Annotated in this window: 14 protein-coding genes; 6 read left to right on the top strand and 8 right to left on the bottom strand. The window is 37.7% G+C overall.

What is annotated here, in order from left to right; all coding sequences use genetic code 11:
- Positions 1-282: 282 nt before the first annotated feature.
- Entirely contained in the window at positions 283-1,098 is an 816-nt protein-coding gene (gene proB, locus IGI87_RS00175) for a glutamate 5-kinase (RefSeq protein WP_104855076.1), read from the top strand.
- Positions 1,085-2,338 (top strand): glutamate-5-semialdehyde dehydrogenase, encoded by a 1,254-nt coding sequence (locus IGI87_RS00170; protein WP_438737373.1) that lies wholly within the window; start codon positions 1,085-1,087, stop codon positions 2,336-2,338. Before proB ends, IGI87_RS00170 begins: the two co-directional genes overlap by 14 nt.
- A 91-nt stretch (positions 2,339-2,429) precedes the next feature.
- Here the strand turns inward: IGI87_RS00170 and IGI87_RS00165 are convergent, their stop codons facing one another.
- Positions 2,430-3,377: a helix-turn-helix transcriptional regulator gene (locus IGI87_RS00165; protein WP_438735985.1), complete on the bottom strand. Its 948-nt coding sequence runs from the start codon at positions 3,375-3,377 to the stop codon at positions 2,430-2,432.
- A 64-nt stretch (positions 3,378-3,441) separates the two neighbouring features.
- On the opposite strand from IGI87_RS00165, the gene IGI87_RS00160 reads away from it, so the two are divergent.
- Both IGI87_RS00160 and IGI87_RS00155 read left to right on the top strand, forming a co-directional pair.
- A complete protein-coding gene (locus IGI87_RS00160) occupies positions 3,442-3,909 on the top strand; it encodes a VOC family protein (RefSeq protein WP_438735983.1) in 468 nt (155 codons plus the stop codon).
- A gap of 7 nt (positions 3,910-3,916) precedes the next feature.
- Positions 3,917-4,426 (top strand): ClbS/DfsB family four-helix bundle protein, encoded by a 510-nt coding sequence (locus IGI87_RS00155; protein ID WP_438735982.1) that lies wholly within the window; start codon positions 3,917-3,919, stop codon positions 4,424-4,426.
- Positions 4,427-5,072: 646 nt separating this feature from the next.
- Here IGI87_RS00155 and IGI87_RS00150 read toward each other — a convergent pair.
- On the bottom strand, positions 5,073-5,183 hold the full coding sequence (locus IGI87_RS00150) for a type I toxin-antitoxin system Fst family toxin (RefSeq protein WP_242365761.1): 111 nt from the start codon (positions 5,181-5,183) through the stop codon (positions 5,073-5,075).
- A 218-nt stretch (positions 5,184-5,401) separates the two neighbouring features.
- On the opposite strand from IGI87_RS00150, the gene IGI87_RS00145 reads away from it, so the two are divergent.
- Positions 5,402-8,017: a YfhO family protein gene (locus tag IGI87_RS00145; RefSeq protein ID WP_438735981.1), complete on the top strand. Its 2,616-nt coding sequence runs from the start codon at positions 5,402-5,404 to the stop codon at positions 8,015-8,017.
- A 35-nt stretch (positions 8,018-8,052) separates the two neighbouring features.
- Here IGI87_RS00145 and mprF read toward each other — a convergent pair whose 3' ends face one another.
- The 5 genes from mprF to IGI87_RS00120 form a co-directional block, all read right to left on the bottom strand.
- Positions 8,053-10,644: a bifunctional lysylphosphatidylglycerol flippase/synthetase MprF gene (mprF, locus tag IGI87_RS00140; protein WP_242365763.1), complete on the bottom strand. Its 2,592-nt coding sequence runs from the start codon at positions 10,642-10,644 to the stop codon at positions 8,053-8,055.
- A gap of 192 nt (positions 10,645-10,836) precedes the next feature.
- Positions 10,837-11,217, bottom strand: a complete 381-nt coding sequence (locus tag IGI87_RS00135) for a RidA family protein (RefSeq protein WP_438735980.1) — start codon at positions 11,215-11,217, stop codon at positions 10,837-10,839.
- A gap of 99 nt (positions 11,218-11,316) precedes the next feature.
- Positions 11,317-12,531 carry a MalY/PatB family protein gene (locus IGI87_RS00130; protein ID WP_438735979.1) on the bottom strand — a complete coding sequence of 405 codons (1,215 nt, stop codon included), beginning with the start codon at positions 12,529-12,531 and terminating at the stop codon, positions 11,317-11,319.
- 14 nt (positions 12,532-12,545) lie between these two features.
- On the bottom strand, positions 12,546-14,114 hold the full coding sequence (gene malX / locus IGI87_RS00125; protein WP_438735977.1) for a maltose/glucose-specific PTS transporter subunit IIBC: 1,569 nt from the start codon (positions 14,112-14,114) through the stop codon (positions 12,546-12,548).
- 148 nt (positions 14,115-14,262) lie between these two features.
- Positions 14,263-15,033: a MurR/RpiR family transcriptional regulator gene (locus IGI87_RS00120; RefSeq protein ID WP_113795119.1), complete on the bottom strand. Its 771-nt coding sequence runs from the start codon at positions 15,031-15,033 to the stop codon at positions 14,263-14,265.
- A 197-nt stretch (positions 15,034-15,230) separates the two neighbouring features.
- Here IGI87_RS00120 and IGI87_RS00115 point away from each other — a divergent pair, with 197 nt between their 5' ends.
- Positions 15,231-15,434, top strand: a complete 204-nt coding sequence (locus IGI87_RS00115) for a hypothetical protein (protein WP_002383512.1) — start codon at positions 15,231-15,233, stop codon at positions 15,432-15,434.
- 46 nt (positions 15,435-15,480) lie between these two features.
- Here the strand turns inward: IGI87_RS00115 and IGI87_RS00110 are convergent, their stop codons facing one another.
- Complete coding sequence (locus IGI87_RS00110) at positions 15,481-16,008, bottom strand: HdeD family acid-resistance protein (RefSeq protein ID WP_104853912.1); 528 nt, start codon at positions 16,006-16,008, stop codon at positions 15,481-15,483.
- Positions 16,009-16,193: the final 185 nt, after the last annotated feature.

Genomic DNA, 16,193 nt, shown 5'->3' with positions numbered 1-16,193 from the left:
ATCTCTGATACTCTGGTTGTTTTTAGTAAGTTTCTCATTTCTAAAAGCCCAGTTAATCTAGACTACGCAAAAAAGAGGAGAATTTTTGTTTATTTTCCTTCTTTTAGTCTATCATCTTCTCTTAAAATAAACAGACCAAATCCCAAAAAGTCCCAAGATTCCCTCAAAAAGTTCACACTTTCATTAAACTTTCTTTACTATTCATTATTTAGCACTTTCTAGTAGCCGCTGATTTTGTTATAATGAGTGTCAAATTTTACTGTAAAAAGAAACGAGGCACTTATGAGAAACAAACTCCAACAGGCCAAACGAATTGTGATCAAAGTCGGAACCAGTTCTCTGATTTATCCCAATGGCAATATTAACTTAAAAGCAATTGATCAATTAGCCTTTACTTTGAGTGATTTAAGCAACCAAGGCAAAGAGATTATTTTAGTTTCTTCTGGCGCAATTGGTGTCGGACTGAATAAATTAAATCTATCTGTGCGCCCAACGACAATTCCAGAACAACAGGCAGTCGCTGCAGTCGGCCAAGCAGAATTAATGAACATTTATAATCAGCGGTTTTCAACCTATAGCCAACAAATGGCACAAGTTTTATTAACTCGTGATGTTATTGAATACCCTGAAAGTCGCAATAATGTTACCAATACTTTTGAACAACTGCTAAAAATGAATATTATTCCTATCGTTAATGAAAATGATACTGTCGCAATTGAAGAACTAGACCACTTAACCAAGTTTGGGGATAACGATCAATTGTCAGCCATTGTCTGCCAAATTGTTCAAGCTGACTTGTTAGTTATGTTATCAGATATTGATGGTTTCTTTTCAGACAACCCTACTGTCAATAAAGAAGCCACGTTATTTTCTGAAATCAATGAAATTAATGAAGACTTGTTCCAAATAGCTGGCGGAAAAGGGAGCCGCTTTGGCACTGGTGGAATGTCTAGTAAATTAAAAGCTGCCGAACGTGTGTTAGCTAATCAACAGGCGATGATTTTAGCAAACGGAAAACAGCCAAAAATCATCTTTGAAATTTTAGAAGGAAAAGATATCGGTACGTTATTTATTAAAGGAGGGCCTGAAAGTGACTGATTTAAAACAACTGGGGCAACAAGCCAAAGAAGCCTCTTATACGCTAGGCTTGATGGATACTCGTCAAAAAAATTCATTGTTAAACAAAATGGCCGCAGCCATTGAAGCCAATGCGCCCCGCATTTTACAAGCAAACGCATTAGATTTAGAGCAAGCCGCTACCCACGGAATTTCTGAAACAATGCAAGACCGCTTACGTTTAACAGAAGAACGAATCACAGCGATGGCCGAGGGTATACGCCAAGTTGCTACTTTACCAGATCCAATTGGGGAAGTAGATAAAATGTGGCGCAATGAAGCGGGGCTGTTAATTGGGCAACAACGTGTGCCTTTAGGTGTTATTGGTATCATTTATGAATCGCGGCCAAACGTGACAACAGATGCCGCTAGCCTTTGTTTTAAATCGGGAAATGCTGTTATTCTTCGGGGCGGAAAAGAAGCGTTTCACTCCAATCAGATATTGGTGACAATTTTACAAGAAGCGCTAATACAAGAAGCCATTTCTCCCCATCTCATTCAATTTGTTGATGATACTTCTAGAGAAACAGCCCAGCAACTTATGCGCTTAAATGACTACTTGGATGTCCTCATTCCACGTGGCGGCGCCAACTTAATCAAAACTGTTTTGACGACGGCAACTGTTCCTGTTATTGAAACAGGAACAGGCAATTGTCATATTTACGTGGACAAAGACGCCCAGTTAACAATGGCAACTGAAATTATTGTCAATGCTAAATGCCAACGTCCTTCTGTCTGTAACGCCGCCGAAACGTTATTAATTCATCAAGAAGTGGCTGAAGCCTTTTTACCAACAATTGAAAAAGCCTTGAAGGAGTTTCACGTGGAACTTCGGGCAGATGAACGTGCGTTAGCAATTTTTGAAGAAGCCATTCCAGCGACTGAACAAGATTGGGAAACGGAATTTCTCGACTTTATCTTAGCAGTGAAAGTCGTTGATTCTTTAGACGAAGCCATCTATCATATTAATCGCTACAATACAAAACATTCTGAAAGTATTATTAGTGATAATTACTTTGCCACACAACAATTTTTACAACAAGTCGATGCGGCCGCTGTTTATGCGAATGCTTCTACTCGCTTCACGGACGGTTTTGAATTTGGTTTTGGCGCCGAAATCGGCATTAGTACGCAAAAACTACATGCCCGTGGACCTATGGGCTTAGCAGAGCTAACTTCGACAAAATATGTTATTTATGGAAATGGGCAAGCACGTTCTTAGAAAGAAAAACCCTTGATTTAAAAATCAAGGGTTTTTCTTTCTCCTCTCCAATGTACATTTTTACACATGGAATTGTTCACAGTTCCACAATCTATTCTTGATATTTTTTTTGAATCCTCATTATACTTTCTACATACGCTTGTTTCACTTGAACTGGCTCTAAAATTGTTACTTCTTCACCAAAGCCCATAAAATAGTTGGCTAAAAATTGTGTTTCTGTTGGATGAATCTGTCCAACTAAAAAACACTGCGTGGGCGTTTCTTCCAACTGAATATTGTCAAAGCGATGTTTATAAAAAAATTCTTTGCCTTTTTCTGTAATGATTGCTTTAAATGGAATCGTACGTGCCGTCGTTTGTTGCTGGCGATACGATTCTTTCAGTTCTTCAGTCGTAAAATCCAGTGTTTGGTTTAACTGCTGAATAGCCTCCATAAAATCACAGCGGTAAGTACGCCAAACCTTTTTAGTCACATCATAGCCTGAACAATACCAATACCCTTCTAAAATAGTTAACCGGGTTGGTAAGATTTTTTTCGTTGTTGCTTCATATCTGGTATAGTTAAACTGAATTACTTGTTGCGCCAAAATACAATGAAACAGCCGCTCTAAATTGCCTGGTGCTTCTACTTGTTCAATTCCTTCGTAATAGACAACCTTACTCATTTGACTGATTTTAAATTGGGTTGGTTCATCTAAAGAATGCAATAATTTTTGCTGAATTTGCTGATAGGAATGACCAAACGGTGACTCTGCGACTAATTTCAGTAATTGTAACGAAAAAAAGAGCGCTAACACTTCATTTTCATTAAAATAAATCGGTGGCAACAACGGTTTGTTTAAAACTCGATAGCCACCATAACGACCATTCTCCACATATAGCGGTACGCCTAAGTTTTCCAAAGCCTCAATATCCCGCAAAGCTGTGCTTTTAGAAATCCCAAAAGTTTTCATTAACTGATTTAAATTAAACTGAGGATGGGTTCTCAAGAAAAAAAGTTCCTGATTTAAACGTTCTGATTTTTTCATTTTTCCCTCCATCGGTGTCACTTTTTGACACCTTTTATTGTTATGCTTATCTTATCAATCTTAGGAGGTTCAAACAATGAAAAACACACAATTTGCCCTTTTTATGGTCTTAAATGGACGAGCAACGGAAGCCTTGACGTTTTACCAAGAAGCCTTTGCTGGTGATATTCTTTTTAAAATTACTAATCAAGAATTTAAAGAGCGCTTAAATCCTTCTTTGACCATTTCCGCTGGCGAAGAACACTGGCTTTCTCACTCAATTTTACAAATGGACACTTTTCAATTACAACTAGCTGATAATCCTTTGTTTGCAGGAATGAATACCACGCCCACAGAACAATTGACCCTCAGCTTAACCGTCGAGAGCCATCACTCTGCCAAAACAATTTTTGAAAAACTCACGCACCATCCCGAATCCTGTATTATCCAAGAACCAATTGAAAATGAATTTGCAACATTTTATGCGATTGTGAAAGATCCTTTTGGTTTAGTCACTCAAATTACTCAAGAAAAACAAGCAGATCCTACCAAGAAAGGAAGTTAGCCGAAGGATGAAAACCTATGAATCAAAAGAAGCCTTGATTGAGGCCATTCAAATAGCTTCACAAAAATATTTAGCTGAATTTGCAGAAATTCCTGAAACACTTAAAGATCACCGAATTGAAACAGTAGCTAAAACACCTTCAGAGAACTTAGCCTATCAATTAGGTTGGCTCAACTTGCTGCTTTCTTGGGAAGAACAAGAACAACGTGGTCTGACCGTTCAAACGCCAGCTGAAGGCTATAAATGGAATCAACTGGGTGCTCTCTATCAATCATTTTATCAAACCTATGGACAAATGAGTTTAGAAAGTCAGCTGATTGCGTTGCAAGATATCTTAGAAAAATTACTTCATTGGATTACCTCGCTTTCCGAAGACGAATTATTTTTACCCCAACAACGGGCTTGGGCGACTACCAAAGCACAATGGCCTCTTTGGAAATGGATTCACATTAATAGCGTTGCCCCTTTTACTAGTTTCCGAACGCAAATTCGCAAATGGAAAAAAGCTTGTCTTTAAAAAGTTATCCACATTTTTTCAAAAAAAGCTTGACAAGTATTTTTAAAACTTTCCACAGAAAATTTTGTGGATGAAATTTCTTGTTTTTTCCAAAAAACTTTTCCACAACACTTACTTATTCGCCATCAAATCCTTGCCAATTCTAGAAAAAAGAAGATGAAAACATTGTTTTAATAACGTTTTCATCTTCTTTCAACTTTAGTGGTTCCTTTACTTTTAGCAAGCAGGACTTCTGAACTTGTGTCGAATTTTTTTAGCAACACGAAAACTTATCCTTGTGGATAAACCGAGATAAAAAGCTTTTTTGTGGTTTTCAACAGAGTTATGCACAAAGTTATCCACAGGGCGTTTTCAGCAATTTTTCGGAGAATATTCGTCTTTTGATGTGGTGATTGGAAAATCGACTTCATATAACCGTTTGAGAGTCTTTTAATCCCTCGCTAGAAGCTAGTTTGAGTGTAGGACAATCGCTTCATTTCAACTTAATTTATAACCACAAAACTTAACCTACTTTAAAAACATGTTATATTGGAAATGCGAATGAAATGAATTGATACATAATAACACAAAACCCACTCTACTGCGAATAGTGTGGGTTTCTTTATTATCCGTTGCGACTACGGATAAGTGGATTAAAACAACTTGCTTAATTGCCGTCGTTCTTATTTAACCAGTAAGAAACTATGGTAATAACCACACCCACAAAAAGTAGAGCGACAATTAATGAAATGAATTGATCAAACACAATAACCCCCATTCAATAGTAAATCCTTCAGTAATTTGTTTATTCGACCCTACGCTCTTTTCTAAACATAGCTGGTGATTTAGCATTTGAATGTCAATCCCTTACAATTAATTCTTCTTCACTCCACCCTTAGGATCCTAATAAAATTTTAAAGTTTTTCTTCTATTGGTACATCAAATAAAGAGTATGATAAACTATAGGTACTTTCGAAAAATCAGGTGAGGTTATTTATGAAAAATAAAAGTAGGCAGTTTTTAAAAAACAACTGGCCTTATATGTTAGCCAGTTTCTTCATTCCATTTTTAATTATGGCAATTATCTATTTGAGTATTGGGATTTATCCAGGAAGTAGTCGCAGTATTTTAGCCAGCGATGCCTTTTCTCAATTTTCAAATTTTCACGCAAGCTTTAACAATGTTCTTCATGGAAAACAAAGTATTTTCTACACGTGGAATGCTTCTTTGGGACTAAACTACTTGTCCTTAATTTCCTATTATCTTGGTGGCTTATTTACGCCGCTCGTCGTGTTCTTTAACAATCAGAACATGCCTGATGCGCTCTATTTCCTAACGTTATTGAAAATTGGGAGTGCTGGCTTGAGTTTTTGGTTCTTGGCAAAACAAACCTTTAAGATTCCAAAATGGTCCCATGTGACTTTAAGTGTCTCTTATGCACTAATGTCCTTCATTGTGGCCCATTCAGAATTAATTATGTGGCTAGATGCCTTTATTTATCTGCCACTCGTAATTTTAGGAATTCATCGTTTAATGGACCAACGAAAGCCGACGTTATTGTTTGTCAGTTATTTCTTGCTTTTTATTACAAATTATTATTTTGGCTTTATGATTGGGTTGTTTTCCTTCCTGTACTATTTTGCACGAACGTTTACAGACTGGCAACGTTATAAATCTCGAATCGTTGCGTATTTTACTACTTCTCTTTTAGCTGGTGGAGCATCCATGATTATGGTCTTACCTGCTGTCTTAGATTTACGAACCAATGGTGAAACTCTTTCTGAAATTACAACCTTTAAAACAGAAGCGACTGCCTTTTTAGATATTATTATGAAAAATATGATTGGCGTTTACGATACAACCAAATATGGGTCCATTCCTTTTATTTACATTGGGTTGTTGCCTTTGATTTTCTGTCTCTTCTATTTCGTTACGAAAGAAGTTCCATTGACAAACAAACTACTTTTTGGCAGTTTGTTTGTCCTCTTGATTGCCAGCTTTTACATCACGCCCTTAAATTTATTCTGGCACGGCATGCATGCTCCGAATATGTTTCTTTTCCGCTATAGTTTTCTCTTTTCATTCCTAGTTATTTTGCTTGCTGGTTATGGTTGGGAAAAATTTGAAAAGGATGATCTCGGCGTCTTAAGCGGCTTGATTTTGATTCTTTTAGCAATTTTTGCTCTTGCAATGGGCACAAAAGGTGCTACTAGTTATACGTATGTGACTTTAACCTCTTTCGTATTAACGGCAACTTTTTTACTGCTATATTTTTTCGGGATTGCTTTTTATCAATTGAAAAAAGCGCCTATACAATACTTAGTGATTTTACTATTGCTGCTCGTTTCTGGTGAAGCAATCATTAATACACGGGCGATGGTCACTGGTATTTTAGATGATTGGAACTACGCATCACGTAGTTTGTATTCTGAACCTTATCCTGACTTAAAAAATCTAGTCGATCAAACAAAAAAAGAAAATGATACCTTTTACCGCTTAGAAAATTTAAATGGTGTTTCGGCCAATGACGGCATTAACTATGGCTATAGTGGCATTAGCATGTTTTCTTCCGTGCGGAACCGACATTCTTCAACATACCTAAACGCCTTAGGTTTCCGCTCGCGAGGCACGAATTTAAATATTCGTTACCAAAATAATACCTTGTTAATGGATGCTTTGATGGGCATTAAATACAATATTGCTGAAAATAATCCAATGAAATTCGGCTTTGAGCGACAAGCTGCTGCTGGTAAATATCAGCTTTATCGTAACGAAAATGCTTTGCCGTTAGGATTTTTAGCAGACAAAGAGATTTACAATGTTCGGCAACCTCTCAATGATAATTTAGGTAGTCAAACAAATTTACTAAATGCTTTAGCCAATACCAATGAACGGTATTTTACCTTTTATCAACCAACGATGACGCTTCAAAATAACGTGACAATTACGCAAAATACAGCTGGCGTAACTTTTACGGAGAAACAACATAACGTAGCCAAAGAGATTTCTTATACAGTCAATGTGCCCGCCAATACGCAAGCTTATTTGAGTTTATTCCCAACAGATTTTGCTCAATTGGAAAGTTCCACTGCGACGGTCACCGTGAACGGCTCAAGTCAGCAATCACAAATTGGTATTACGGGCCAATATTATAATTTAGGCTACTATCCAAAAGATACAACCGTTAACTTCAAAGTAAGTTTTTATGGAACCAAAGCAGTAAGTTTTGTCCAGCCGCAAGTGGTTGGCTTAAATACCAATGCATTTGAAAAAGCCATTTCCGCCGTGCAAGAAAAAGGCGTTGATTTAACCACTGGCAAACGCTCTGCTTCAGGTACCTTTACCGCCGACAAAGATCAAGTACTCGTCACTACAATTCCTTATGACAAAGGTTGGCGTGTCAAAATTGATGGCAAAAAAGTGACCCCAAAAGCCTTTAAAGATGCCTTTCTAAGTGTTCCTGTCAGCGCTGGAACCCATACTATTCAATTCTCTTATTTACCAGAAGGATTGATTCCTGGCATCGTGTTATTCGTTCTATGTACTGGTGGTTTCGTTGCCTACGTAACCTTGATTCCTGCTAGACGAAACCGTAAAAAAGAAGACAAATAAAAAATCACGCGATGGCTAAGTCATCGCGTGATTTTTTAAATTTCAGTCATTGCTTCTTCCACAAGCGAAACACTTTGATGTCTTCCTTTCGTAATCAACAAGGAAAGTTGCACAAAAGCAAAGAGCACACTGGTCCGCTTAGGATAAGCAAAATAACGAGGTTGCCAACTAGTGACATATTGTTCTTTGCGCTTGCGTGTATCTTGAAACGCATAAATTTGATAACTATACTTGTAAAAAATATTAACAAAGCGTTCTTTTAAGAAAGAGTACTTGCTCTCACCTACATTGGCCAACGGCGCCATCCCAATATCAATTAATTGATAGCCCTGCTGTTGATAGGTTTCAATAAAATGAGTGAACAAATATTCCCTAGTAAAAGCAGGTGCTTCTGAACGAATACGTAACAAATCATACGAAATACTTTTGCCTTTTTCCATTTCTTTTCCCGTAATAAAACCGATGACCGTTTGTTTCTGTCTCACCAAGCCTACGCTACTACATTTCAAGTACTCGGGATCCAACCGACCACCAATAAAGTAGCGCTCTTTTTGATTCCGTGACCAGTCCGCAGAAACTCGTTCTAACTCTTGATATAAGGCATCACTAATCGTTTCGGGATAAAATTCAAACTGAAAATCTGCTGCTTCCGCTGCTATTTTTTCAGTCACTGTTTCCGTCCAGGCTGTTTGCTTCACTGTTGACGACTCATCAAATTGAATCAAGCCTTCTTCCCCAACTTTCATAAATTCAAAGCCGCAATCGTGAAGATTCATAACATATTCTTCCGAAATACGATAAAAAACTAATTGATAGCCTAACAAATCAGCTTGATCCATAAACGCCAGTGTCGCCGCGGTCCATTTCTCTCGTTGCCCAATCGGATCCGCCAAGACAAAGCATTTGTTAAACTTCATTTGAAACCCAAAAAGTACTTGATCTTCGCCTTCTTCTTGGTAATAAAAATGGCCATAATCCTTTAAATACAAAAATTGACTGCCTTCGTTGCCACCAAATTTTTCCAAAAAGCGTGTCAACCGTGCTTTCTCAAACCCCTCACCTAAAGTAACAGTTGTTTCGGCTAGATATTGATACAAAAAGAATAAACCAATTAAGGAAATACTTAATCCAATCAATCCGTTAAACCAAACATCATCTGACGGAAACAACAAAAAGTGATTGATAACTTGATTGCCACCAGCTGGTCGTGCGGCGTAATAACCAGCAACTGCATAACCGATAAACAAGCAGCCAAACAAAATACTATCTACCGTTAAAGCGCCCCATGAATAAACAAACTTTTCACGATAAAATTCTTTACGAGCCAAAATAACCGCCAATAAAATAACGGCATAAACAGCAATTAACTGCCACGAAGTCGTTCGTGCCACCGTATTTACAATACAAAATCCTAGTAAAATAATTGTAGGCCAATAAGCTTTTTTCACTTTCATAGAAATGCCTCGAGCTAAACCTAATAACAAGAATCCTACAAATAAATTCAATGTTTGATCTAAAAAATTAAAAGAGAAGGGAAGTAACACTTGGAATAGACGACTGACATTCGACAAATTCGTCACAGTCGACAATAGAACCATCATAATTCCTGCAAAATATAACGCCGCCACCAAAATAAAATGAGCTACTTTTTGTGAAAATAACCGAGGTAAATTATCAAAAAATTGGTTGACTTTCATGCCTGCTTGTTGCAAGAACAAAATAACTCCTGTCATAAAAGGCGTCACATAATAGAACAAACGATAATACAACAACCAGACGACCGCTTGTGATCGATCAATCCCTAATTGTGATAAGCCCAAAATCATTAAGACATCAAACGTTCCCATACCGCCAGGAACCATAGTTAACATCCCAATCAACGTGGCGATAACAAACATTGGGTAGACAGAAACCATCGAAACTGGCACCTGCATCAAACGACCTATCATTAAGAAAGCAAACATCCCACCTAGCCATTGACCTAATGAAGCGCCGAATAAAAGGAGCACCGCTTTTGGAAAAAATGTTTTAAACAATGTTCGCCGTTTTAAATACGTGAAAAACCAGAGCGCTGGCGCAATCAGACTGCCCAATAACAACCAAACCCAATATTCACGAAAAACATTTTGGGTTCGAATAAAAAATAAATCAACGAACGCCACAAAAGATAAAATAGATAACCCTGAAATCAAGAACAGAGCAACTTTTGAGACCGTTGCTACAACCTTGCCCCGTGGTACATCTTTTCCGTAAAAATTAATCCGTAACGTTGCCCCAACTACTCCGCCAAAACCCGCTAAATTATTAATGGTATTAGTGACCCAAGCCGAAGTTAACCAATCCATTCGTTTCATTGGTGGCTTACCTTCTTTTTCCAATAATTTAACGACTACATAGTCATAAAGGAGCATCGGAATAACCCCTAATAGTCCTGCCAAGACCATACCAATTAAACGCCCCGTACTTTGTTGTTCCATCGTGGAAAAAATATCCGCCCAAGTCATGCCTTGAGCGATATGTGTCACTTGGTTAGCCACGAAAACTAATACAGAACCAAGAAAAATTAGTTTCAATAATAAACTGTGTTCCTTTAACCACTGCGTTAGTTGGCTAATATTTTTTTTCATCTTATAGCCTCTTTCATATCTCTTTTCTATTCATTTAACTTTCGTTTTATCGATTTTCTTCCATGGTAGCCTATTTGCTGAAAATTTTCCAGCACGGCTAGACATTTTGGCTGAATCGTATTGTTTTATTGAAAAAAAAGAGTGAGAAAAAAATCGTCTTAGATTTTTTTCTCACTCTTTTAACTGTATTTTTTACGCCACTACTTCTGCGATAATCTCAATCTCTACCAACACATCCATCGGTAATTTAGAGATTTCAATCGTTGTGCGTGCAGGATATTCCGCACTAAAATACTCAGCATAGACTTCATTGAATGCCGGGAAATCCGCCATATTTTGTAAATAGCATGTCGTTTTGACTACATGCGCGAAATCACTACCAGCTTCTGTTAAAAGCCCTTGAATATTTTTCAGCACTCGATTAGTTTGTTCTTTAATCGTTGTCCCAACCACCTTGCCTGTTTCAGGATCTAGTGGAATCTGACCAGAAGTAATCAATAAACCATTCACAATTTTTGCTTGTGAGTATGGCCCAATCGCTTGTGGTGCTTGCTTTGTTTTAATTGTTTTCATTTCTTTTCCCCCAGTAAATGACAAGTTGTTACTTTTTGTTATTTTATTTGTTTCTATTTTTCCATTGTACTGCAACCATTTTCGGAATGCTATCTTTTCTCAATTATTCCCAGGCGCTGATTCTGTGCCACCCTTTTGTAAAACAGCTTCAAAACCTCGACGCATCCTTTCAAGTCCCTCGTGTAGTTTTGCTTGCGAACAGCCAATATTTAACCGTAAAAATCGTTGTCCATTACCGCCATAAATCGAGCCGTCCATAATGGCGACTTTCCCCACAGAAACTAAAGCCTCTTGTAAGCGAGCCACATCTGGAACTGCCGCTGATACATCCAACCACATTAAGTAAGTGGCTTCCAGCTCCGTCACTTTAATTTTTGGCAAATATGTCTGTAAAAAATCTTTCACGTAATGTTGGTTCTCCGCTAAATAATCATTCAACTCGTCAACCCAAGTACCACATTTTTGATAGGCCGTCATGGTTGCTAGCATTCCCAAAATACTGGTTGATGATAAACCATCGGCGTTTTTTAATTTGAGCTGAAAAGCGTCACGCAATTCGTTATCTGGAATTAAGGCGTAAGCAAAAATCAGCCCTGGAAAATTAAAGGTTTTCGTGCCACTGGTAATAATGGCAGATTTTTTATAATTAAACTGCGTAATTGGTCGATGCACATGGCCTTTATTAACGATATCCATATGAATTTCATCAGATAGTAAAAACACATCATACTGTTGGCACAATGAAACCATTCGCTCTAATTCCCATTGCGCCCAAACACGTCCTGTTGGATTATGCGGGGAACATAAAAGTAAACAACGATTTTCTGGTTGCGCTAATCTTTTTTCTAAATCAATAAAATCAATACTGTAGCGCTTCTCTTGATAAAGCAGCTCATTCGCCACTACTTGCCGCTTATTTTCCTGAATAACTTTAAAAAATGCATCATATGCAGGGGTTTGTAAAATAACGCCCTCTCCTTCGTTAGTTAATAACTGAATCAACGCAGAAATCCCATAGATAACGGTCGGAGTATACATAATCCAGTGTCCTTCAATCTTCGTCTGGAATCTTGTCTGGTACCACGTTTGAATTGCTTCTTTTAATTGCGGATGGTTCCACCTCGTATAGCCAAATACGGGATGTTTCAAACGCTCCTGTAATGTTGCCAGAACTGCCTCTGGCACAGCAAAATCCGTATCGGAAATAGTGAAGGGAAGCAAGTCCGCTTCCCCAAATCTATCTTCTACAAAATCCCACTGTGTACAATACGTTCCTCGTCGATCAATTGCTTTATCAAACGACACACTCTTCACCTTCTGTCTTTTTTCTAACCTAAAATCATCTCTAATTGATTACGGACCGTTGTCACTTTGGTTCCGATAATCACTTGCACATTCTGCGCATCTAAATGCACGACACCTAAAGCCCCTAATTGCTTTAATTTGTCATCATCTACTTTATTAGCATCTGCTAACACTAAACGTAAACGCGTAATGCAATTATCAATAGCTTGAATATTCTCTTGCCCACCCAAAGCCGCTAAAATCCCAGGCGCATCATAGCCACCCGTTTTCTTATATTGAACTTCTTGATCGGTGTATTCAGTCTCATCTAAGATCTTGTCTCGTCCAGGTGTTTTTAAATCAAAGGTTACAATGACTGTTTTAAAGACGAAATAATAAATAACAAACCAGATAGCGCCGACAATGAGAACCCACCACCATTTTGTATAAGTTCCTTGTAACAAGCCAAAAATAATAAAGTCCAGTAGTCCCCCATCAGTGTTCCCAATCACAACACCCAATAAAGCCATTACCATGAAACCTAGACCAGTCATAATAACATGAAACAGCCATAATAATGGACTAATAAATAAGAATAAAAATTCAATTGGTTCTGTAATGCCAGTGATAGCCGTAGCAATCACACCTGAAAGGAGTAAGCCTTTAATCTTATGTCGATTCGCCGGAGCTGCAGTATGATACATCGCAAGCGCCGCCGCTGGCAAGCCAAAAATAAAGGTCGGCATTTTCCCTTGTGACAAGAAAGCTGTTGCACTTGGTGAAATCGGTAAATTATTTTGCAATTCTGCATAGAAAATATTTAACGCACCAAACACTTCTTTGCCAGCCACCACCGCTGAACCACCTGCTTCAGTAAAACGAATCATAGAAACTAAAATATGATGCAACCCAAACGGTAACAGTAGCCGTTCCCCTGAACCAAACAGAAAAGGCCCAAAAATACCAGAACGTTGGATAAGTTGGCCAATCGCCATAATCATTAGCGCGAAAAGTGGCCAAACTAACGGAATTACTAAGCCCACGAATGCCATCACGAATGAAGTAATAATTGGCACAAACCGTGCGCCAGAAAAGAAGGCAAAACTATCTGGTAGTTGCACCGTATAAAATCGATTATGCAACTTATATACAATAAGCCCAGCGATAATTCCACCGAGAACACCCATTTCAATCGTTTGAATCCCAAAAACCATTCCTTGGCCGGCTTCTCGTAACTGTTCAGGATCCACGAGGCGATTCGTCTGCACTAAATAGAAATTAATCGCTAAATTCATCACCGTATAGCCTACGAAACCTGAGAACGCAGCAATACCTTTTTCTTTCCGAACTAATCCCAACGGAATAGCCATTGCAAACATGACAGGTAAATAAGCAAACGCAAAACCACCAATTGTCGACATAAATTGGAAAATAATTTTTACTGCGGGCTTTCCTAAAAACGGGATTGTTTCAATCATAGATTCACTGGAAAAAGAACTTCCTAATCCCAATAAAATCCCCATAAAAGCTAATAAAGCCACTGGTAACATAAACGTTTTGCCTAATCCTTGAAAAAACTCCCAGAAAGTCGCTTTCTTTTTCTTTGCTGCCATTTCTTAACTCCTCCATTCATTCTTTACAAAACTAAAAATGATTGCGTTTACATTCATTGCCCTCATTATAACTAGCCCAAAACAAAGAAAAAAGAGGCTACACTCTTTCTGTATCCCCTTACATCATTTAGCATGGTGTTGCATAAAATTACCGCGGCTGCTTTGCCTCTGCATACATTAATAAAACCGTATCGAACAAACAAATGACAGCAATTCTTGAACTTAAATCCACGCGCTGATGATAACGTGTCGTCCCTTTGGCAAATAACGTCGTCGTCGACAATTTTTCCAAGGTGCTTCCTTTAGTCGAAATCAAACTAATCATCGGCACTTGCTGTTCCTGCGCTACACGTGCATACGCTAAAATCCCCTTAGTTTCTCCTGTATAACTGATAAAAATGGCTAAATCCTGTCCATCCAGATTCTTAACTGCTGCCGCTTGTTCATCCCAATCAGATCGTGCATAGGCTTTTTTTCCTAAAAATGTTAGCTTTCGTGCAAAATCAGTACAAATAGGAAAACTGCCACCAACACCGAACACTTCAATCGTATTCGCACGCTCAATCATTTTAAGCATTTCCGCGACTTTGGCTTCATCCATTTGTTGAAAACTATCTTGCACATTGGCAATCAACTGTTGCGTAATAGCTTGAAAACTACGACTATCGCTTTCTGTGCTCTCGCTCTGCACCGATTGGACGATCGCGTATTTTAATTCTTGGAAGCCTCGATAACCTAAGTGTTTTGCTGTTCGAGAAATAGTGGCTGTTGAGACAAACAACGCCTGCGCCACCTCATAAATGGTTTGTGAACTAATTTCCGTCATATGCGTCAAAATATAATCCAATACTTGATTTTCAATTTTACTTAAATGATTTCGTTTCTTTTCTAACAAAGCGATTAATCCCTCAGTCGACATCCAATCCCTCACTTTAAATCCTTTTTTATAATTATACACCAGAATATTCTGATTATTTCAATAAGAAAGTCCAAAATAACCAACAGCGGCTCCATCATTCGCCAGAGAAAAAAATCAGCCTTCCGATGGAGGTGTTTGTTGCGCTTTCTTGCTATACTCTGTATATAGAAAACAGGAAAAATTTGGAGGTAGTACGTATGAATAATCAACGACCAATGTTTATAAATATTCTTTTAGTGGTCCTTTTATTTTTAGTTGTCGGTTCACTCTTTAGTGCCGTTGTCGGTATCGTGGGAAGCTTATTGTGGCTAGCAGTAAAAATTTTAGTTCCCGTAGCGATTATCGTGTGGCTTGTTCGAACAATTTCGGGAAATAATGGCAACTGCCACCGTCGTTATTAAAAAAAAACAGGTTTTCCTTTTCGGAAAACCTGTTTTTTTACTTCTTTTATCTAAAAGCATATACAATATTGCTAATACCAAACATCATAAAGTAGAAGCCAACTAAGAAGCTTAGAGTTAATGCTGAAGACAATGGATTAAATAATAACATTACACCTAAGATAATCCCTAAAACGTCAACAATTAATGTGAACCAAAAGTAACCTGTGCTTACTCGTTTAGCAAAATCTAAAGTAAATAAGCCGAAAATTGAGTCGAATAAAAACCAAATTGCAAAGACAAATGGTAACACAGCGACACCAATATTTAAGTTAAACAATAAGTAAACACCAATTAGGATATCAATAATCCCTAAGATGATTGGTGCATAAGCTTTGTAGCCTAGCAATTCTTTCATACGATTACGTACAAAAATTTCGAAAACTCCTTTAATAATAGCAAAAATCGCAAAAACCATCACAATGGCAATTAAATTACCGGCAGGATTTTGAAAAGAAATTAATGCAGTCAGAACAAATAGAATTCCTAATACTAATGAACCCCAATCTATTCCATGATGTTGTCGTTGTTCCATGACACTCACTCCTCTATAAAATAATTTATTACACTTATTATGTTACTACTATTTTACAAGGTGTCAAATATTTTCATCGTGCTTTCTGAAAACCATTTAAATGATAACTCCATTAAAAACAACGTATCACTTGATTGTCTCTTTTTTGATGCACAATTGTGCCTTTTTTGTATAAATAAGTCCCT

This window comes from Enterococcus sp. DIV1444a, assembly GCF_051712125.1.
Taxonomy (GTDB): Bacteria; Bacillota; Bacilli; order Lactobacillales; family Enterococcaceae; genus Enterococcus; species Enterococcus faecalis.
The sequence above is the reverse complement of the archived record's forward strand: the minus strand, read 5'-3'. Positions and strand labels throughout refer to the sequence as shown.